Here is a 19,526-nt window from a genome sequence, read left to right as displayed (position 1 = left end):
CCTTGGCGCACCGCTTACGGTACGGGCGTCGCTCAACGCTGGTGACCAGCCAGCTTCCGGTGGCCCGTTGGTTCGATCTGATCGGGGATCCCACCTACGCCGATGCCATACTAGATCGCCTCATTCACAACGCTCACCGGCTCGAACTCAGCGGCGAATCCATGCGCAGGTCGACCATCTCCGCTGCCGCTTGACCGGACTGCAAATACGATGACATCTTGACCCGACGATCAGGTGCTCCACCTGCGCGCGATCAGATAGGAACGCTGCGCGGCATCAGATTGGAATACATGCGCGCGATCGTCGGAACCCGCACGGATCTGCTCAAACATGGTCTTGTTCAGCCTCCGTCAATAGGCGGGCATGGCTGTAAACAGCGGACAAAGAGCATCGTTCCTGCAAAGGGACACCACCCCCTTACAGGCTGGTTTCGCGGCAGAGGCAACCACCAAATTGATTTCGTAGCCAACCTAAACCGGCAAGCTGCCTCGGTATAGCAGAGGTCGATTTTTCGCTGCCATCGGGGTTTCGCGCTCCAGCGGGAAATGGCATTTGAAGCTGTAATGCGCGTCATCAGGGCTTGCTGTAGGTTCAGGGAAGACGCGGCTACAGATATCCTGCGCGTAACGACAACGTGTGTGGAACTCGCAGCCGGATGGCCGCCGCAACAGGCTTGGCAACTCACCTTGAGTTCGAACCTATTGAGTACTGCATCCGGGTCAGGCTCGGGATTGGCTGCAAGCAGCGCCTCAGTGTAGGGATGACGCGGGTGCTCGCTCGGTCGAGCCGACCTCAATAAAGCGGCCGAGATGCATGATCGCCATGCGATCGGTCATGTGGCGCACGACATTGAGATTGTGCGTGATAATCAGGATCGCCATGCCGAGTTCGTCCTGAAGCCGCGCGAGAAGATTGAGCACCTTGCCCTGCACCGAGACGTCCAGGCCGGCGGTCGGCTCATCGGCAATAATCAAGTCCGGATTCAGCGCAAGGGCTCGCGCGATGCCCACGCGCCTGGCCTGACCGCCGGAAAGCTGATGGGGATAGCGGCGAGCAAAATCCGCCGGCAAGCCGACCAAACGAAACAGGCGCTCCGCTTCGCCACCGGCATCGCGATCCTTTAGTCCGTGGATCCGAAAAGGCTCTGTCAAGAGCGATCGAACGGTCAGCCTAGGCGAGAGTGATCCGACGGGGGCCTGGAACATCATCGCCATGCGCCGCAAGTAGGTTTCCTCAATTTCGTGTCCGTCAAAGCAGATGCTGCCGCCAACAGCCCGCTGCAAGCCGATTATCGTGCGCGCGATCGTGGATTTGCCCGATCCACTTTCACCGACAAGGGCGAGCGTCTCGCCCTTGCGGATTTCAAAAGACACCCCGCATACTGCGTCGATGAAAGGGGCTTTCGTCCCGGTTGCCAGCGCCTTCAGCGGACCCATTGTACGGAACCGGACCCGTAGGTCCTTAACCCGAAGCAGCGCGCTCATGCCGAAACCAACCGCGCTTCGTCGAGAAGATGGCATCGGGCGACATGGTCGACGCCGATGCGGTACTCGCCCGGGTTCTCTTGCACACAGCGGTCGCACGCATGTCGGCAACGTGTGCGGAAAATGCATCCTTTCTTGCTGCCCAGAAGACTGGGCACCTCGCCCGGAATGGTCGGCAAAGTGCGCGTGCTTTTTTTTGATACGCCCGGGATCGCACTCAAGCAGCGCGCGCGTGTAGGGGTGAGCAGGATTGTGGAAGATGTCCCGGACCGCTCCCTCCTCCACCACTTCGCCCGCATACATGACAGCGACCCGGTCGCACAACTCAGCCACCGCGCCGAGGTGGTGGGAGACGAAGAGAATCGAGCAACCTATTCGCCTTGCTGATCTTTGCTGTCAGCCTCCGTTGGCTGCAGGCGATCGGTGTCGGCAACACCTTCTCGGACGGATTTATTCATCTCATCCTGCCGAGCTTCGCCATAGGCACCGCATGGATCATTAGGAAGAGTAGCGCCATCGCGGTCACTATGATCGTGACCGCGAGGACCATCCTCCTACAAAGCTAAAACAACATACCTTGGCTCGAAAGCCACCGCTTACGCCGAACTTGGTTTAAAATCGAGGTAAAGCGGCGTTCCGTCCGGCCGAGTCACTGCTTGCATTTTAGTAGTGCGCGACATGATTGGCCTCGGCGCATGGGTCAAGAACCGGTACCCGCCAGAGTCCTCCATAATGTCCTGCATCTCATAATAGAACTTAGCACGCTCGTTCGGGTCTGCGACGGCAACCGCCTTGGCCTCGAGCTCGTCAAAGCGGTCGCTGCGGAAGCGCTCCCAGTTCCAAACACCCACTTGCGCTGTCGTGAACCAGGCGGTTTCGTATTGGGGATCCGGCAGGCCGCTATAGCCGTTAAGAATAAGCTGCAAGTCCTTCCAGCGGTCGCCTTCCGATTCCATACCGAGAGTCCAGAAGGAACCCGAATTCTGGGCATTGACCTCGACAGCGATTCCGATCTGCGACAATTGCGCCTGAATCACCTGGGCTATGGTCGTGGAAGTGCTGTCGTTTAGGCAATCGATGGTCAACTTTAGATCGCTCACACCGGCCTTTTCGAGGAAGACCTTGGCCTTGGCGAGATCTCCTTCCGGTGGAATGAGGGCTGTCTCGCGGTGTCCCACTAGACCCGGAGCGATGGTGCCGGTTGCGACCTTGGCCTCTCCTGCGTAGGCAGCGTCCAGGATCTGCGGCACATTGATCGCCCATTGGACCGCTTTTCGGACATTGATGTCCTTCAGTTTCGGATGGTCCACATTCAAGCCGAGCCAGTCATAATCGATCGACGGCATAACCTCGATCTTCGTATCGGGCGGCGGATTGCTTTTAAAATTTGAGACTGACTCCGGACTGATGAACGTAAAATCGACATCGCCCGCCTGATAAGCGCGCTCAGCCGCCTTGTCGTCGCCAATCGGTAATATTCGGATCTCGTCAAAACCTGGCTTAGGTCCCGACCACTCGGGATTGCGTGTCAACAACGTAAACTCGTTCGCCTTCCATTCGGCCAGCATATAGGGGCCGGAGAAGGCTGGCGGCTTCATGCCGAACGAGCCGCCATCCTTGACTACCTTTCTCACGGCGGCCTCTGAAAGGATCTGACCAGAGGCATGTGGAAGCGGGAGCCACCAAACAGGCTCATATGGCGTCTTGAATACGATCACGCCTGTGTAGTCGTCCTCGATCTCGACATGATCGAGCGGGCCCCAAACGGGGATAGGCATAGTGCGTTCGACGGAAAATTTAAAATCTTTGGCGTTTATCTCACCATAGCCGCCGCTGAATTTGATGCCCTTCTTCAGATGGAAGCGGATATGCGTGGGATCGACCTGCTCGATCTTCTCGGCCGCCTCCAGTTCCCAGCCCCATTGGGAGCCAGGTTTGTAACGAGTGAGTTTGGAATAGAGGCAGTGCATAACATCCACTTCCCGATCGCTCACGTAGTGAGCCGGATCCAATGACGTCATGTCCAAATTCATACGAACCTTGAGCACCCTGCCCTCCGCAGCCCAAATCACTTGCGACAAGGGCATGCCGGCCAAAACACCGCCAGCAAGCGCGCCACTTGTCTTAAGCAAGGCGCGGCGGGTCACGTTGGATATTATGCCATTCATGATCTTCCCCTTTTTTTGCAGTATTCTATCTAGTATACAACAAAAGTCGGCGATGGCAAGCCGGCTAGGGGTGACCTTTGGCGGGCTGCTGCCGTGGCCGATAAGGGTGCCATTTTCCACGAGAGGATCATGGCGATCAGGCTTGCGCTATCTACCTTTGGAGGCTCGGGCAGTGAGCGCGAGCCGCATAGTGAGCAGGCCCTGGAGCCTTGGTTACGAAGCCGCCTCCAAATTGCATTTGTTATGCCCTGACAAGCGAGTCGTCGTGAGTTGTCTCCGCCGCGAGGAAGGCGCGCCAACTGCCATAAGCAGTGATGTCTTGTGCACCGCCAAGCGCTTCCGGTTCGACGATAAAACCCTTGACGTGGCGGCCATCCGCCAGCTTGACATTGCCGATCGACAGCGGCTGCGGGACGGCATTTACAAACTTTCCGAAGGCCGACGCGGACAGCGACCAAATCTCAAGCTGGATAGCGGCTCCTTTGCCCGCTTCGACCCGCAACATGCCGGGCTTTGGCGGGGTGGTGTCGAGCGCGTAGAGCTTGTAATCCGGTGCGGTCTTGGTCGCTTCGATTAGGCGCCCGTTCAGCACCTTTAACTCGCCGTTCAGTGCCATGCCCGACAAATGCGCACCGACTACCGCAATAGGAATATCGTCGCCACCTCTTGCCGGAAGTGGCGTAAGTGCAGGCTGGGAAATGCCCTTGGCACCAACGCCGAGTCTCGTGTCGGCATGGAATTCCCGCCCGATGCTAGCCAAGGTCGCGTCGCGACCGGCCGGCGCAAGCAGGGTTATGCCGAACGGCGCCCCGTCTGACCGTATTGAAGCCGGCAGCGCAAGTCCGCAAAGGTCGAGCAGATTGGCGAAATTGGTGTAGGTGCCGAGCCGGCTGTTGAGTTCGATCGGATTCGCGAGCACCTGCACGGTCGAGTATACTGTGGGTGCGGTGGGCAGCACTACGGCATCCAGATCTGCAAAAGTCAGCTCAGTGATTTTGCGCAGATCCCGGAGACGGTAGAATGCGGAAAATGCGTCGGTGGCCGTGAACTGCGCGCCGGCGGCGGTAATTTCCCGGACCACCGGATCGATAGAATCCGGCGCAGTGGCGAGCAGGTTGCGGATCACGAGATAGCGCTCGGCAACCCACGGACCCTCATAGAGCAGCCGTGCGGCCTCATAAAACGGTTCGATATCGAATTCGATGAGCATTGCGCCAAGCGCGGTCCAGCGCCTCAGTGCCTCGCCATACGCTGCTTCCGCTTCCTTATCTCCGAAGAAAATCAGCTGCTCTTTGCGCGGAACACCGAGGCGAAGATTCGCTGGAAACGGAAACATCGCACCAAGCGACCGATCCCGCGAAAACGGGTCAGCCTGATCTTGTCCTGCCATCACGGAGAGCGCGAGCATGGCATCGTCGACTGTGAGCGCGAAGATCGAAACGCAGTCGAGCGTGCGACAGGCTGGGACGATGCCTGCGGTCGAGATCATACCGACACTAGGCTTCAGCCCGACGATATTATTGAGCATTGCCGGCACACGGCCGGATCCAGCAGTGTCAGTTCCGACCGACAACGGCACGAGGCCCGCGCTGACGGCCGTTGCCGAACCCGCACTCGAGCCACCTGGAATGAGATCCTCACGTACCGGATTTCTGGGGATGCCATAAGGCGAACGCACGCCGACTAGACCGGTCGCGAACTGGTCGAGATTGGTCTTACCAATGATGATTGCGCCGGCGGCTCGCAGGCGCTCCACCACAGTCGCATCGCGTGTCGGCGTATAAGAGAAGCCGGGACAGGCGGCAGTAGTTGAAAAGCCTACTGCATCAATATTGTCTTTTACCGCCACTGGCACACCGTAAAGCGGCAGGCTGGCGGCATCCTTCCGCATGGCGAGCTTCTCGGCCTGCAAGACTGCATCTCTCTCGTCGCATAAACTGATGAAGACAGCAGGATCGTTATACTCACGGATCCGCTGGTAGCTGCGCGCAATCGTCTGCACTGGCGTTATTGCTCCGGCGCGATGCGCCGCGACAATCTCCGTTAGCGTCTCAGGATGGTTATCGCTCATATTAATAGAAACTCCAGCAACGATACGTCCAAAGGTGCTCCAATCCTTTGCCAACCTCAGGTAAGGCAAACCGAGCGGCTACATATAGTCTTGGCGAGTGTTGTTATTTGCCTTTAAGATGCATAAGCATAAATTCACGCATCGAATTGTAGGCATCCTCGATCTGCGCGGGATCGCCGCCGTCGAAACAATGTTCCCCGTTGTCTATCTGCTTAAAAATACACGGCACACCGTGCCTCTTTAGTTGTTCAGCCATTTTCACGGACTCCTCGAAGGGAACGTCTGTGTCCTGAGTACCGTGGATCAGCATCGTTGCTGGATAACTATTGGAGACATTCTTCACCGGCTCATATGGCATAATGTCTTCACGGAGCGCCTCAGGGTTAAATCCACTCACTTCCTGCGGCCACAGCCCAGTTTGACGGTAGTGCATGTAAATCTTGCCCCCGTTCCCTTTCCGAAGGTGCGCGTCAGAGATGACCGTCCCATCCGTTTGGTGCTTCGCCTCTTCTTCGGTGACCTTCTCCAGATTATAGTTGGGATAAGGGTTCGGCAGGGTGTACCAATCGGCAGCCAATTCGCCATAGCCGTAGAGAGCGACGAGGCCCTTGGGTTTCGGTTGAACACGATAGCCCGTCGTTAAAGTCAAATACCCTCCAGCAGAGTCGCCAACAACGACGATCCGTTCCGCATCGAGGTGGAAACGCTTAGCGCCTTCTGCTCCCAACCAAGCGAAAGCTGCTTCTATATCACTGGCGATCGCAGGCAGCTTCGTTTCCGGCGCGAGGCGATAATCAATGGAGACAAGGGCGTACCCATTTTCCAGCGCCAGAGAGAGCACTCGCGCTAAAATGCGGTTCTCGGTCGTCAGCCCGCGGTTACCTGTGATTAAGGCGCCACCATGAATGTAAACGATCACTGGGCATACACTGTTGCCCTTTGGCCGGTAGATATCGGCAAGAATCTCATGGTCGCCGACCTTCCGATAAGGCACCGTGGCGTTTTCGAGCCCGAGGTAATGTGCTGATATATTGTCTGTCACCTAAATAGTCTCCGATCTGGAAAATCAGCGCGGTGGATAAGGCTAGTGCAAAGCCTATTGTTAATTCTGACCTGCGAGAGGCTCGCGCTTTCTCGCTCGCTGCAACATGTCTAGGGTGATTTGTCGTACTTCTCGCTTGCTGATCTCAATATGAGACGTCAGCAGTTGTTGCGCTTCGTCGGGGCGCCCTCCTTGAAGCGCTACAAGAATTACGGCATGCTCATCGTACGTCGCCGTAACCCGATTATCCTTGGTGAAATCGAGCCGGCGAATGATGCGGATGCGCTCAGTGATTTCGCGATGCGTGCGCATCATTTCTCGGTTGCCTGTGCTTTCGACGATTGTCTGGTGGAATGCCTCGTCTAAGGCACTCACTTTCATCGCATCCTGCAGCCGCTCGGCGGCAGGCACGCTCCATATAAGTGCGAGTGTTCGCAGCGCAGATCGGTCCTTCACGGTAGTGCACAGCTCTCGTGCGGCGAAACATTCGATTAAGATGCGAAAATCATAAAGCTCATCGAACTTTTCGAAATCAAGTGGACGGATCAGCCAGCCGACCTTAGGTAGCGCTTCAACGAAACCTTCATGCTGTAACTGCTGCAACGCCTGACGCAGCGGCGTACGACTGACTTCAATTTGCTGCGCCAGATCAGATTCAGATAGCCGATCTCCAGGCATTAAGATAAAATCGAAAATCCGCCTTTTAATCTCTTCATACGCGCGCTCGGCAAGGTTGCCGGCATCTTTGTTGATATTGACGATCTTCACCATGAAACATCCAGCACAAGCGTAACTAGGATACTATGTAGTATACAACAAGGCGAGTGGAATGACAAGACGGCCTAAGGAGCTTTCTCTTTGTCACGAGTGGGTTCTCGCCATGCCGCACCGAGCTACCCTCTCTCGGCGGAGTCGGTTCGTAGCGAACGGAGCACTCTTAATCCCGAGGCGTGAGGTGTACGCCAGCAATCATGCATCGCACGGAACCGCCGGCCCGCTCGACCGTAGGAATTGCTAGCGGCAGCAGCCGCGCGCTCTTGCCGATGATGTCGATCTGGTCCGTCGTCAATGCCAAGAGGGCAGTCGTCGACAGGGCCAAGATGCGCCCATTCCCGCCCATTAGCTCAATCGCATTGCCTGCAAATTTCTCAATCTGTGCATTGGTGAGCCCGATTACGCGGCGACCGGCCCGTTCGAACCGATGGACGATTTCGCGCCGTCTCCCTGAGTCAGTGATCATGTCGAGCCCGATCATGGCGAAATCGGTTGCGACGCACATCAGCACGTTTGTATGATAGATGTCGAACCCCTTGGAGTCCTTCGCCGAAAACAGCATCGGCTCAAAACTAAACTGGGTACAGAACCTTTCAAGTGCGATTGGATCAGTGCGCTCAGATCTTACCGCATAGGCGACCCGATCAATATGATCGAGCACCATCGAACCGGTACCTTCCAAGAAGAGGTCGTCGGGCTCAAGCCCGGAATAGTCGATTACCTCCCGGACTCTATATCGACTCTTCAGCATGTCAATAATATCGCTCCTGCGCTCACGCCGGCGGCTTAAGGCCTTCATCGGGTAGATTGCCACGTAACCGCCAGCGTGGGTCGAAAACCAGTTGTTCGGAAATACAGAATCCGGAGTGTCGCAACCCGGGCTCTCAAACAAATGTACCACTATACCCTGCTCTTTGAGCATCGCAGCGGCGCGTGTGATCTCGGCATAGGCGAGCGGCGACAGATCACTGGCATCATCATTCAATATTTGAAAGCGATTGTCGGCCGCAGTCTCAGCATTGACTGTGAAACGATGCGGACGGATCATAACCACTGCGAAAGGGGCCTGAACCGAGAATTCTGTAAGTGCTGCCACGGGAAGGACTTCATTCGGGTTAGCGAGCGCGTCGGTGCATTCCGCAGAAGTTGCCTGGTCATTTGGGTCATCGGTCATGTCGAGGCGCTGACCGTAAAACCGTTTCGGCCGCTCTCATGCCTCGTAGCGCGGAAAAGTCCTTGCTTTCGAAGCCCACGCTGTCGAAGGGTGAATTTGTCGCCTGTTGTCGGAGCCGGGGCCGCCAATCACCACTCTCCAGAGTTAGGATCGTTCGCGGCATGCGTTGGACCTCGCGCTCGGTCTGCAACGGACATTCGACGAAAGTGTCGGCGCATCAGGATAGTGCATCTCGCTTTTTGCCGGCGCAATCGCGGAAGCCGCCGAGCCGCAGAATAAAGACCCGCAAACACCGGATTTGGCGGTCGCCTGCAACTGTTGGAACAATTTTTTGCTAATGCGGCGCCCAAGCAAATCATCGGTACAGACATCGAACGACCCTGTTCCTAGGTAAACGTCACCGTTTGCTGCGCAAGAGCCATGCCAAGTTAAACGCAAGAGCCATACCAAGCCAAAAAGCGTTTCCCGTCGACAGTTTGCCTGCAAGCGCCCGTTTCTGCCTGTCCGTTACCGGCCAAACTTTTGTCGGACTCTAAACAATACAGAACCCAATTGGGCTAAAAAAAGGCACAGTTTTGGCACAGGCGCGAGGAGGAGCAACTGCGGCCGACGTTTGATCTTTCGGGAGGTTGTCCATTCGGTCCGAACCGAGGAGACTGGAGTTACCAAGCTTCAGCACTCAATGCGCATGCCCGTTCCTCCTTCTTGGCGCGGTCCAAGACGGGGAGCTGGCGGGCAAACACGACATCTACTGATCCCGCTCGCAGCATCCGGGAAAGTCGCGAGGGGCGGCCATCTAACGAGCTCGGGCTCACAGCCCACGGTCTATTGACGGCCTGCCTGCACCTTCGTGCTCCCGGTGCCCCACGTCCCGGATGGGCTCACCATAAGGCCGTTCCAAAACAAGAAGCAGGACGAGAAGGCACCACAGGTCACATACCGGATAATGGCAAGCCAGAGCGCTTCATTCAGACAGCGCTCAGAGAATGAGCCTACGCCATTGCCTACCCGAGCGCCGATCATCGTGCCGGAGAACTTCCCGCCTGGCTGCACCGATCAATTGGCATCGACCGCACGGAAGCCTAAAGTCCAAAACATCAATCAGCCTGTCGGGCGAACTGAGAAATTGCCCCTTATTGCCTCACCGAGGAATGTTACCGAGCGCGAAGGGGCCGACATAGCCCCTATCTCCCTGCGTCACAGCGGAGGGAGATGGCGGCCAACTCTTCATCCAACCGCCATCGAGGATGATCAGACCAGCCATTTCCATGCGCCAGGCCTTCACAAGCCGTTGCACCATTCTCAGGTTCCTTTCCTTGAAGCGCGACGGGTCGATCTTTGTCAGGCGTTGCAACACACTTGCTGCCGAGAGCGCCGGCTCTTCCTCGAGCCATGCCTTGATCTGCGCCTCGAACGGCCCGTACATGCTGGGTCGCTTCGGATAGGGTTTGGTCCGCCGATACGGCCGCCGGTGCGTTGGTCGCGTCTCGCCACTCTTCCAGGCCGTCTTCAGATTCGCGGCGAAGCGCTGGAGATCGATAACAGCAGGCTCCTCAATCTTCGCATTCAGACCACGACGATCCATCCGCCCTGCCACCTGCAAACACATGCATTGTTGATGCTCGCGAGTGTCGCGTTTGCAACAGTGGTTTCGGGTATGTCAGAGTTTACACAACGTTCCAATAGGCCGCGCACCGTGCTGCCTGATTGAATCGACTACATTTTTCTCTGATACGATCCTGGCACGATCATTGCGAAACTCTTGGCTGAGCTCGTCAACCCAATCGAAAGATCTGAGGTTAACATGATTGTCGCCACCACCCGCAACGTAGCAGAAATCGGGTGCTGCGCTAAGCAACTTATCCCGAACAAGCTGCTTATCGAGCAAGGCCTGCAGGTCTACTCGGCGGCGACCGCGAAGGGGCATAGTTGGGCTCACCGCCTCAGTCGGAGGCGCGGGAACTTCGCCGCGACGAATGGACAGGTCGCCAGGATGGTCGACCTTGGAATGACTTCTTTCGGACTTCTAGCTCCGATCGATATCAGAGCGAAGTATGTTCTGCCCGGCCAGTCTTTGGAAACGCCGTACATCGCACGGGGCATGGCATGAAAGTCCCGTCCAAACTGCCGTCCAATCGCCGTTTTGGGCTCACATTCTGTGCCATATTTCTTGCATTGGGCGCGTACACGGCCATCGAGGGACGCGTCGATGCCGCTTTCGTCTCACTCTTTGCGATCAGTGCCGTATTCGGCGGCATAGCGTTAACCTTTCCTCGATCTCTCTCGCCGCTCAATCTACTCTGGTTTTACTTCGGTGAGCTACTAGGGATGATAGTAAGTCCTCTGGTCCTCGGTGTAATCTATTTCGGGCTTCTTGTACCGATCGGCATCGTCGCTCGGTTGCTCGGGCGCGATGAGCTTCGACTGAAGCGACTACCGGTCGCGAGTTACTGGATCCCTCGTAACCCGCCCGGACCGACAGGCAAATCCTTTAAAACCCAGTTTTGAGGTTCACATGTATATATTCATCAAAGAACTCTGGGCCTTCCTACGGACCCGCAAAAAACTCTGGGCCGCACCCATAGTTATTTTCATAGTTCTCATAGGGGTTATGTTAATTCTGGCACAAGGCTCTGTCATCGCGCCGTTCGTTTACACGCTGTTTTGACCAATGAATATCCTGGGTATCTCAGCTTACTATCATGACTCTGCCGCTTGTCTCGTTTCAAACGGTGAACTGATAGCCGCGGCGCAAGAAGAGCGCTTCACGCGAAAAAAACACGATGCGGGCTTTCCTGCCTATGCGGCTCGTTACTGCCTCCGCGCCGGAGGGTTGAGTCCAGGCGATGTCGACTATGTAATCTTCTATGACAAACCCTTTAGCAAATTCGAGCGGATATTTGAATCCTATCTAGCTTTTGTACCAGCGGGATTTAAGAGCTTTGCAATGTCGATGCCAGTTTGGCTAAAGGACAAGCTGTTTCAAAGAAGAATGATTACGGAGGCTCTGAACGAACAGCTTGGGAGCGATCATGATTGGTCTAGTCGACTTCGTTTTTCAGAGCACCATCTCAGTCACGCCGCGTCGGCGTTCTTCCCATCGCCATTTGACGAAGCCGCAGTGTTAACGATGGATGGCGTGGGAGAATGGGCGACAACCTCGCTTGCGATTGGTAGGGGAAACGAACTATCGGTCCACAAGGAGATTCACTTTCCGCACTCTCTGGGCTTGTTGTACTCAGCATTTACTTACTACGCCGGTTTCAAGGTGAACTCCGGTGAGTACAAGTTAATGGGACTGGCCCCCTACGGCGAGCCCAAGTACGTGCATCTGATAAGGGAGCATCTCATCAACATCAAAGAAGACGGGTCATTCCACCTGGACATGAGCTTCTTTGATTACGGCACCGGGCTAAGGATGATCAATAGTCGATTCGAGAGGCTATTTGGTGGCCCCCCCAGGCGCCCCGAAAGTGAGCTGACGCAGAGAGAGATGGACCTAGCCGCCTCTATTCAAGCCATTACCGAGGAGGTCGTTCTAAAGCTTGCAAAGGGAATCCGGGCCACAACCGGGCAGAGAAATCTCTGCCTCGCAGGAGGAGTCGCGCTTAATTGTGTTGCGAATGGAAAGCTCTTGCGAGAAAAGCTCTTCGATGACATCTGGATTCAGCCGGCTGCCGGCGATGCGGGCGGGGCAGTAGGCGCAGCACTCGCTGCCTATCATTTGATGCTTGATAAGCCCAGGAGCATCCGTTCTGGCGACAGCATGAACGGCGCGTATCTCGGGCCAGAGTTTAGCCAGCGCGAAATCGAAGAAAGTCTAGGAAAGGCCGGCGCGGTATTCACGACCGAATCCGATGAAGCATTGATTGACGGTGTCGCGCATGCTCTCGTTGACGGTAAGGCGGTCGGCTGGATGCAGGGCCGGATGGAGTTCGGCCCGCGAGCGCTAGGGGGGCGCTCCATCATTGCTGACCCCCGCTCACCGATTGTCCAGAAGCAGCTAAATCTCAAGGTCAAGTATCGCGAATCTTTCCGTCCGTTTGCGCCCAGTATTCTGCGAGAGGACGTGTCTCAATGGTTTCACCTAGATTCCGATAGCCCATACATGCTCCTTGTGGCCGACGTGACGAGCACGAAGCAGTTGCCAATGTCAGAAGAGCAAAAGCAGCTCTTCGGCATCGATAAATTGAATGTCATGCGCTCCGAAATTCCAGCCGTCACACACGTGGACTATTCCGCGCGGGTGCAAACTGTGCACAAAACAACCAATCCTCGATTTCATAGATTGATATCGAGGTTCAAGGAGCTAACCGGGTGCCCCGTTGTCGTGAATACCTCGTTTAATGTGCGGGGGGAACCGATCGTTTGCAATCCAGAGGATGCGTTCCGGTGTTTCATGGGAACAGAGATCGAGCTACTTGCCGTCGGCAATTCGCTCTTACGAAAGGAAGACCAGAGCAGAGCCTTAATGAAAGACTATTGCGCTTTTTATGAACTCGATTAAAGGTGGTTGACTAACCATTGCTTGCGGCTGGCGCCGTTATCTCTATCTCGCGAATGCAAAATCCCGACAGGCACGTTGATGAAGATAACCCAAATGACTACAAGAATCAAAAGCGCACTCTTTTTTATCCTTTCTACATCCATTAGCCTGATTGTCGCGGCCAGCCTACTAGAACTCTACGTGCGTTTGATGGAGACAGACGGCACCAATTTTGACATCGAAATGTGGCGTTACGCCAAAGATCTGAAAAGGATTAGCGACATACCTGATGTTGGCCACGAACATATCCCCGGGAAAAGCGGGGTTTACATGGGAGTGCCAGTAACGATCAACTCAGCAGGCTGGCGCGATCGCGAGCATTCTGTGGTGAAAGAGAACGGCACCGTTCGAATCATGATGCTAGGTGACTCGCTGACGTTTGGATGGGGCGCAAAGCCCGAGGACGTCACATCGTACCGCCTGGAAAGGCTTCTGAATACGGGGAAAAGCAAGATCGAGATTATAAACACCGGGATTGGAAACGCCAATACATCCATGGAAGCAAATTACTTCATAAAAAAGGCCCATGTTTACAATCCAGATATAGTCATACTCAACTACTTTATCAATGATGCAGAGCAAACGCCACGAAGAGCAGATAACTTTTTTATGGAACACTTCTACTCAGCTGTATTCATTTCCGGTCGTTTCGACGTCATTATGCGCAGATTTTTTCGGAGATCCGACTGGAAACATTATTACAGAAATCTTTATCAGGAACATCAGTCTGGCTGGCTAGCTACCCAGAACGCCCTGAGGGAACTTGTGAGATATTGTAATGATCGAAATATACGACTTATTGTTGTAAATTATCCGGAATTGCATGCGCTGTCGCCATATCCGTTCGAAGACATAACGAACCTCGTTGCCTCTAAAGTGAAAGTGCTCGGTGTTCCATTTCTAGACCTGCTTCCGTCTCTGGAAAAACAGGCTCCACATTCGCTTTGGGTCACTAAAACGGATGCCCACCCGAATGGTAAGGCGGCCGGGCTCTATGCGGACGCAATTATGAAGTTTTTAGTGAAACAATACCCGGCGACGTTCGAAGAACCCACTCGGGCGGAGAGCATCAATGACATCAAATGATTTACAGCCAAGACGATCTACGGCGATAAAGCGCGTTATTTACGTAATCACCTTAACGGCTAAGATGTGGTTGAACTTCTCTTTCGCTCTTCTCCTTATCGCGCTGATGGAGGTGTCTTTGACGTCCTACTATAAGGTTTCGGATGAAGCAAAAAGCGAACATGCCGTAAAGGCCGCAGCCTATTCTGGCGTATACGAAGATCCGGTACTGGCGGAAGAGTACTTGAAAGAACGCGTGGATGCGGTGGATTGGCCATTGCCGCTGGCTCCTTATACGCAGTCACTCGAGCCAGACTATACTGGAAAATTTCTTAATGTACACGATGGGATAAGAAGGACGTGGAACGGTGGGCCATCAAACGACGACGAGAGTACCCAGATCAATATTTTTTTCTTTGGTGGGTCCACCTTGTGGGGCTGGGGTTCTAGGGACGACTTCACCATTCCTTCTCTCGTTGCCAAGAACCTCGTCAAAAGTGGAATTAGCGCTAAAGTCACAAATTATGCAGTCAATGGGGATGCAACTACCCAAAGCCTAATTCGCTTCATTTTCGAATTAAAAAAGCGAAACGTTCCCGATTTGGTGATCTTTTACGGAGGACTGATTGACGCGGAATCCACGTGCAGTGAGGACAGACCGGGACTTCCTCTTGACGGCCCCGACTTCGAAAGAATGTCTCGTGAAAACGAGGCGCGTGTGAGTATAAAACCGGAGAACATTGCTATAATGAGGTTCCTCGCTGGCAGGAAACGGCACGGAGGGTGCCAGAAGAACCTAGACACGCTGTCCGATGGGGCTGCAGATGTCTATTTCGAAAATATTCGGTTTATAGAGACGATTTCAGGAAGCCTATTATTTAAGACATTGTTCTACCTAGAGCCACAGTTAAATGACAAAGAAAAGATAACTATCTATGAACAGAAGGCGATCGAGAGACATGATGGATGGTTACCAGGAGCGAGCAGTCTTTACTCTCTGATGAGAAACAAGGTGGTCGCGAGGGATCATGATCGTGCGGATCAAAACGTGCTCCACGACTTACGCTCTATATTCTCCGGCGTTTCCAGCCCAATTTACATGGACAGCGAGCATTATGGCGAGGACGGAAATAACCGTATAGCTCACAAAATTTCTGCCGACATATTGGCACTATATGCTTCCGGGAAGTGAATGACACCATCTCGGGAGTGACCTAATAGGAGGAAGTCGATGCATCAAATTACCTGTCTTGACCTGCTGCTCTGAAATGTCCTCGGTTTGAGGTTAGGCTGTTCCTCGGATGAGGAGACAGGGCTTTCGGATCCTGTGCGTCATTGACGACTTCAGCCGGGAGTGCCCGGCAACGGTCGTTGATACTCGATCTCGGGTGAGCGTGTCGGCCAGGAACTCGACATCATCGCCGAGCATCGCGTCTACTCTCTGATCTGGAAGGCTACCAGGTGGCACCTTTCCTCCACTGAACGTCATCCGCAACGACCTAGTAGCACGGCTATCCACTCGACGGCTTCCCGCAAGCCGGGTTGCTGGAGTTGATACGTGACCTGATCAACTATGCCTATCGATCAGATGGCATTCAGACGCGTTAGGTTCTGACCTCGTAGAAAAGTGCTCGGCCATTGCAGAAATTCCGTCGCGCCGAAAGGAAGAGTTGACTAGTTCACCACCAAGCTGGACAGTTCCCGCCTCTGTCGCCGGGCCACGCAGCGGCCCACAGCGTAACCGCGCCCACAGTCGCTTTCCAAGTTCGTGCCAAAGGAGAAATCGTTCTCAAGGCGTGACGATCCTAGGCGACGGAATTGCAATAAACTGGTCGGAGCTGCCAGGATTGATCTTGCCCGCAGGACCAGCAAGGCGAATGGCCTCGCCGAGCTTGTCCCGGCGAATTTCTATCGCCGCATGGTCCGCCAAGCGAGGCGAGGTCGACTGGGCAAGCACATCCTTAACATTCCTTTTGAGACCGTCATCGCCCTGACAACACATTCTGCAATGGTCGGACGGTGGCGCGGTTGGTGCGCAAGGCAGATTGGGAGGGAACGAATGAACCTTGAGGCTTTCAGCAGCCCAGTTTTCGTGAAGCGTGCAGCGTACGTAGTGCAAGAGATTGCCAGCCTTGCTGACGCCATCGATTTCCTCAGCGAATGGCCAGAAGATCGCAGGAACCTGATCCATGAGGCGCCCTCAGGGCGTGCTTTGATGCATACGATGGGCGAAAACCTGTGACGCGCAACCTTTTTCGGCTTTGCGAAACGGGCCGCCATATTGGAAGATGCAACCTCCGCCATACAGTGGCTCGCTGCCTGCAAGTCGGGCACGGGAAAAGTGCAAGCGTAGGCATCGGCGACCCGCTCGATAAGAGCGGGCGAGAGCATGTCTGGACCGGAGGTCCGGTGCGGCAGATTGCTCCAAGCCGTCGCCAATTCCTTGTGAAGCAAGGATGTCTTCAAGGAAGGGGCTGGCGATCCCCCGCCCTTTTCATGTTCCGCCAGACAATGCCGGTGGTGCCGCGCTTCAAAAAGACTCTCGATTGCAGAAATCAAGCTGCGACCTTTTTGCGGGTCCGCTTCGCCGGGACCGGCTCTTTCGGTTTGCGGCCGAGGCCCATCGTCTTGGCCATTGCCGAGCGCGTCGCAGCTGCCCTAGCTGCGGTGGATGCGGTTCACGCTCTGGTGTCCCTAGTTCGCGACATCGAATACGACCATGTCGATATTGTGTGCAGGCCTTCTTTGTTGTCACGCATAGCGACGGCCGTATAGAGTCAATGAGCCGACACTTTGCAGCTGATCCGACTCGCAGGGAAATAACTTCTGAACTGTACAACTCAAAAGAGGATCTGATTGCTGCAATCAATCACTCACGAACTTCAGCGCTCTAAAGCCAACTTGCTTAGGTAAGCACGCAGGCGATGGTCAGGGTTGTCAGTCAGACGGCGGTTCACCCTCTTGTAAACTGGATGGTTGGTATTCATGAGGCTGTTCTCCCCATGAATTCGCTCATGCTCCCCGGCTTTCTCAAGCCAAGCCGTCGCTTCCTCGAACTTTGAAACCGTCTCCGCCGAGCAAATTTCTCGCACCCGCGTTGAATAGTGGTCGAGCAGACGAGCGACTGGTTTCGTCCAGCCGATCTCCATATGCAGTTTCGTGCCGGAACGATCGCCGACTCGATATTTGTTTTTTCATCCACATACATCCCTACGATCTCCCTCGGCTCGCTCACAGAAACGGTCATGCGACCGACAGCAAGCGTCAATGAAGCTGGCTGCCCGTTTGCCTTGATTGCCAAGGCATCGCCTGAAACGCTCTTTCAGGATGAATACCGGCGCTTCACCGTCAAACCGAAAAATTCGACTGGCCCTAAAGTCAGCGAAAGTGGCTCTCGCATCCACGATCAGCCGGAACCTGCGGTCGGATTTCTGAGCAGCCTTCATGCGAGTAAGCGGTGAGAAGCGATGAAGTGTTGCCATAAAAGATATAATAATTTCAGATACGTAAATACTATAGTGAGCGAGATTCAGTGACGCGTCAGGGAAGAAGCTCTGGTCGCCTTTCGGCAGCGCGGGCATGCCCCCTGCGCGGCCGGGGCCCTCGGAGGAGTGCGGCGGCCATTTACCGTTTGTTGAGCATATTAGCTCACTGTCAATGCGGCCATGCTAGGTATCTCGTACATGGCCAAGGCCCCGACAACCGACCCAGTTCCGGGGCCTTTGATTTCTAAAGCCGCTTGAAGTCGGCGAGCCCGAGACGAAGCGCTCACTTTTCGCAAAGGCTCGGGCGAAGGATTTCCAGTTGGAACACTCCGGTTGGTTCCGGCTCCGTCGCAAACTCCAGCTGAGTCGCAAAGGCCGGTTGAACGTCACGCGGCGCTCATGCGGCGAGGATTTTCGGCATCGCCGGCGGCCACGGAACGGTACTCGTCATCGTTGGTGCACGTTTGCTTTCGTGTGGGCAGGGGCTCGGAACAGCCGGGTCGTCGGAAGATATGCCGATGCAGCGCCTGCGCAGGCTGAGACCTCCGTCCGTTCAGGCTCAGATCAAGTTCATCGGTTCGTGCTTTGAATAGACCTGCTTGCTCCACGAACCATGGCCAGCGATCGGCAGCAGAGCGGATGCGTTCGATCACGTTCAACGATTCTTGTTGGGAAATGGAAGCGCCTTTGGCGACGGCGAGCAGATATTGTCGTCGCAGATATTGTCGTCCTGGACTGTCGGGGGTCTTATCGATTGTTCCCTGTGTGGACGCCCTTGTCGCCTGGTGGAAACAGAGGAGTATGCCCGCGGTTAACCTTTCGTTAGTAATGGCGGGGTAGCCAAGAAGCGTCACTGCCCACCAATGGAATGTGACCTTAAAGACCCGGCCCAATCCCTCCAGATTGGGCCGGGTCTTTTTGTTAGCGAGAGCCGGGGCCGAGAGGTAGCTCTGTGCATGACGATCGTATCGCTTTGCCCGGTGTATCGCCTTGATGATCGAGGGCGTGCCCTGCCATTCTACTGACATGAAAATCCAGCGTCAGCATGTCGAGAGCCACGGCCAAAGTGCGGTTAGCTTTGCGTTCTGCCGACCTTCTCGGCTTCGAGCGTGCTCCGCGCCTGAATGCAATTGCCCGTCAAAAACTGGTGTCTCCCCGGCTGGCATGCGCACAAGCGCCATCAGGTGCTTTCGAGTGCGCGATTGCGCGGATGCGATGAATATGAGTGACGGGAGCGGAGGTCTGCGATGTGGGGTGACGAAGGATCGTTGACGAAAAAGCGCTGCAGCTCCTGCCGCATGGCGCGCAGCGGCAAGCCGCTTTCCCTCGCGAATTTTCATCCCGTCCACTGCCAATGGGAATCCTTGAATGATCTGCTCCTGATGCACGACGACCTCCGCGCGGTGCTCTTCGCCGAAAAGTCACTGGGCGAACTACCATTCAGGCCCTTCCTCTTAGGCGACACCAGGCCGGAACCTCTGGCGGAGCTATTTTGAGCCGGAGGGGACGAGCGACTGCCAGCAAAGATGCAGAAAGAGCTCATGTACAGGGACCCGGTGCTTCCGCGCCGATTGCAGAATTTTTTGCTCCTCGGCCGTCCCTATTTCGTCTTGACGAGTACGAACCTACTACCTATCTCACGGTCGCGTTAGCACTCGGCATAGGCGAGTGCTAACCACGCTCCGGCAACGGAGAACCGTTCAACAGCACCAGGGAC

General features: G+C 55.1%; 20 protein-coding genes and 5 pseudogenes. 11 read left to right on the top strand and 14 right to left on the bottom strand.

Annotated features, from left to right (window positions below):
• Nucleotides 1-17: 17 nt before the first annotated feature.
• Nucleotides 18-194, top strand: a pseudogene (locus OHD62_RS33545) (ATP-binding protein); the annotation flags it as partial.
• A gap of 276 nt (nucleotides 195-470) precedes the next feature.
• Here the strand turns inward: OHD62_RS33545 and OHD62_RS33540 are convergent.
• The 9 genes and pseudogenes from OHD62_RS33540 to ctlX form a co-directional block, all read right to left on the bottom strand.
• The gene (locus tag OHD62_RS33540) at nucleotides 471-680 is read right to left on the bottom strand and encodes a hypothetical protein (protein ID WP_263791779.1); all 210 of its coding nucleotides are present in this window, start codon (nucleotides 678-680) and stop codon (nucleotides 471-473) included.
• Nucleotides 681-749: 69 nt separating this feature from the next.
• A complete protein-coding gene (locus tag OHD62_RS33535; RefSeq protein ID WP_263791777.1) occupies nucleotides 750-1,436 on the bottom strand; it encodes a dipeptide/oligopeptide/nickel ABC transporter ATP-binding protein in 687 nt (228 codons plus the stop codon).
• Between the two features lie 44 nt (nucleotides 1,437-1,480).
• Nucleotides 1,481-1,663 (bottom strand): oligopeptide/dipeptide ABC transporter ATP-binding protein, encoded by a 183-nt coding sequence (locus tag OHD62_RS35875; RefSeq protein ID WP_412177456.1) that lies wholly within the window; start codon nucleotides 1,661-1,663, stop codon nucleotides 1,481-1,483.
• 70 nt (nucleotides 1,664-1,733) lie between these two features.
• Nucleotides 1,734-1,787, bottom strand: a pseudogene (locus tag OHD62_RS35870) (hypothetical protein); the annotation flags it as partial.
• A 293-nt stretch (nucleotides 1,788-2,080) separates the two neighbouring features.
• Complete coding sequence (locus tag OHD62_RS33530; RefSeq protein ID WP_263791775.1) at nucleotides 2,081-3,652, bottom strand: ABC transporter substrate-binding protein; 1,572 nt, start codon at nucleotides 3,650-3,652, stop codon at nucleotides 2,081-2,083.
• Nucleotides 3,653-3,893: 241 nt separating this feature from the next.
• Entirely contained in the window at nucleotides 3,894-5,723 is a 1,830-nt protein-coding gene (gene atzF / locus OHD62_RS33525) for an allophanate hydrolase (protein WP_263791772.1), read from the bottom strand.
• Between the two features lie 103 nt (nucleotides 5,724-5,826).
• Entirely contained in the window at nucleotides 5,827-6,765 is a 939-nt protein-coding gene (locus OHD62_RS33520; protein ID WP_263791770.1) for an alpha/beta hydrolase, read from the bottom strand.
• Nucleotides 6,766-6,825: 60 nt separating this feature from the next.
• The gene (locus OHD62_RS33515) at nucleotides 6,826-7,536 is read right to left on the bottom strand and encodes a GntR family transcriptional regulator (protein ID WP_263791769.1); all 711 of its coding nucleotides are present in this window, start codon (nucleotides 7,534-7,536) and stop codon (nucleotides 6,826-6,828) included.
• Between the two features lie 166 nt (nucleotides 7,537-7,702).
• Nucleotides 7,703-8,587: a citrulline utilization hydrolase CtlX gene (gene ctlX, locus OHD62_RS33510; protein WP_263791815.1), complete on the bottom strand. Its 885-nt coding sequence runs from the start codon at nucleotides 8,585-8,587 to the stop codon at nucleotides 7,703-7,705.
• A 1,071-nt stretch (nucleotides 8,588-9,658) separates the two neighbouring features.
• Between ctlX and OHD62_RS33505 the strand changes: the two are divergent.
• Nucleotides 9,659-9,894, top strand: a pseudogene (locus OHD62_RS33505) (integrase core domain-containing protein); the annotation flags it as partial.
• On the opposite strand, the gene OHD62_RS33500 reads toward OHD62_RS33505, so the two are convergent.
• The gene (locus OHD62_RS33500; protein ID WP_263791767.1) at nucleotides 9,855-10,298 is read right to left on the bottom strand and encodes a hypothetical protein; all 444 of its coding nucleotides are present in this window, start codon (nucleotides 10,296-10,298) and stop codon (nucleotides 9,855-9,857) included. The pseudogene OHD62_RS33505 and the gene OHD62_RS33500 overlap by 40 nt on opposite strands.
• A gap of 219 nt (nucleotides 10,299-10,517) precedes the next feature.
• On the opposite strand from OHD62_RS33500, the gene OHD62_RS33495 reads away from it, so the two are divergent.
• From OHD62_RS33495 to OHD62_RS33470, 6 genes are all read left to right on the top strand, one after another.
• A complete protein-coding gene (locus OHD62_RS33495) occupies nucleotides 10,518-10,823 on the top strand; it encodes a hypothetical protein (protein WP_263791766.1) in 306 nt (101 codons plus the stop codon).
• Nucleotides 10,820-11,221 carry an SxtJ family membrane protein gene (locus tag OHD62_RS33490; RefSeq protein ID WP_263791764.1) on the top strand — a complete coding sequence of 134 codons (402 nt, stop codon included), beginning with the start codon at nucleotides 10,820-10,822 and terminating at the stop codon, nucleotides 11,219-11,221. The genes OHD62_RS33495 and OHD62_RS33490 overlap by 4 nt, the downstream gene beginning before the upstream one ends.
• A gap of 7 nt (nucleotides 11,222-11,228) precedes the next feature.
• The gene (locus OHD62_RS33485; protein WP_263791763.1) at nucleotides 11,229-11,381 is read left to right on the top strand and encodes a DUF5989 family protein; all 153 of its coding nucleotides are present in this window, start codon (nucleotides 11,229-11,231) and stop codon (nucleotides 11,379-11,381) included.
• Between the two features lie 3 nt (nucleotides 11,382-11,384).
• Complete coding sequence (locus tag OHD62_RS33480) at nucleotides 11,385-13,220, top strand: carbamoyltransferase (RefSeq protein ID WP_263791762.1); 1,836 nt, start codon at nucleotides 11,385-11,387, stop codon at nucleotides 13,218-13,220.
• A 93-nt stretch (nucleotides 13,221-13,313) separates the two neighbouring features.
• Nucleotides 13,314-14,345, top strand: a complete 1,032-nt coding sequence (locus OHD62_RS33475; RefSeq protein WP_263791761.1) for an SGNH/GDSL hydrolase family protein — start codon at nucleotides 13,314-13,316, stop codon at nucleotides 14,343-14,345.
• Entirely contained in the window at nucleotides 14,332-15,516 is a 1,185-nt protein-coding gene (locus tag OHD62_RS33470) for an SGNH/GDSL hydrolase family protein (RefSeq protein WP_263791760.1), read from the top strand. Before OHD62_RS33475 ends, OHD62_RS33470 begins: the two co-directional genes overlap by 14 nt.
• A 597-nt stretch (nucleotides 15,517-16,113) precedes the next feature.
• Here the strand turns inward: OHD62_RS33470 and OHD62_RS33460 are convergent.
• Nucleotides 16,114-16,515 carry a hypothetical protein gene (locus OHD62_RS33460; RefSeq protein ID WP_263791818.1) on the bottom strand — a complete coding sequence of 134 codons (402 nt, stop codon included), beginning with the start codon at nucleotides 16,513-16,515 and terminating at the stop codon, nucleotides 16,114-16,116.
• Here OHD62_RS33460 and OHD62_RS33455 point away from each other — a divergent pair.
• Nucleotides 16,417-16,677, top strand: a pseudogene (locus OHD62_RS33455) (DUF982 domain-containing protein). The gene OHD62_RS33460 and the pseudogene OHD62_RS33455 overlap by 99 nt on opposite strands.
• A gap of 202 nt (nucleotides 16,678-16,879) precedes the next feature.
• On the opposite strand, the pseudogene OHD62_RS33450 reads toward OHD62_RS33455, so the two are convergent.
• Together OHD62_RS33450 and OHD62_RS33445 are read right to left on the bottom strand one after the other, a co-directional pair.
• Nucleotides 16,880-16,990 (bottom strand): annotated as a pseudogene (locus OHD62_RS33450) (MucR family transcriptional regulator); the annotation flags it as partial.
• 216 nt (nucleotides 16,991-17,206) lie between these two features.
• Entirely contained in the window at nucleotides 17,207-17,473 is a 267-nt protein-coding gene (locus OHD62_RS33445) for a hypothetical protein (RefSeq protein ID WP_263791758.1), read from the bottom strand.
• Here OHD62_RS33445 and OHD62_RS33440 point away from each other — a divergent pair, their 5' ends adjacent.
• On the top strand, nucleotides 17,474-17,785 hold the full coding sequence (locus OHD62_RS33440; RefSeq protein WP_263791756.1) for a hypothetical protein: 312 nt from the start codon (nucleotides 17,474-17,476) through the stop codon (nucleotides 17,783-17,785). It abuts the gene before it with no gap.
• 410 nt (nucleotides 17,786-18,195) lie between these two features.
• On the opposite strand, the gene OHD62_RS33435 is transcribed toward OHD62_RS33440, so the two are convergent.
• Entirely contained in the window at nucleotides 18,196-18,837 is a 642-nt protein-coding gene (locus tag OHD62_RS33435) for a hypothetical protein (RefSeq protein ID WP_263791754.1), read from the bottom strand.
• Between the two features lie 219 nt (nucleotides 18,838-19,056).
• On the opposite strand from OHD62_RS33435, the gene OHD62_RS33425 reads away from it, so the two are divergent.
• Complete coding sequence (locus OHD62_RS33425) at nucleotides 19,057-19,305, top strand: hypothetical protein (RefSeq protein ID WP_263791753.1); 249 nt, start codon at nucleotides 19,057-19,059, stop codon at nucleotides 19,303-19,305.
• Nucleotides 19,306-19,526: the final 221 nt, after the last annotated feature.

The sequence above is a fragment of the Mesorhizobium sp. YC-39 genome, from assembly GCF_025753795.1.
Classification (GTDB): domain Bacteria; phylum Pseudomonadota; class Alphaproteobacteria; order Rhizobiales; family Rhizobiaceae; genus Mesorhizobium.
Note: the sequence above shows the minus strand (reverse complement) of the source record. Positions and strands in the feature narration are given on the sequence as shown.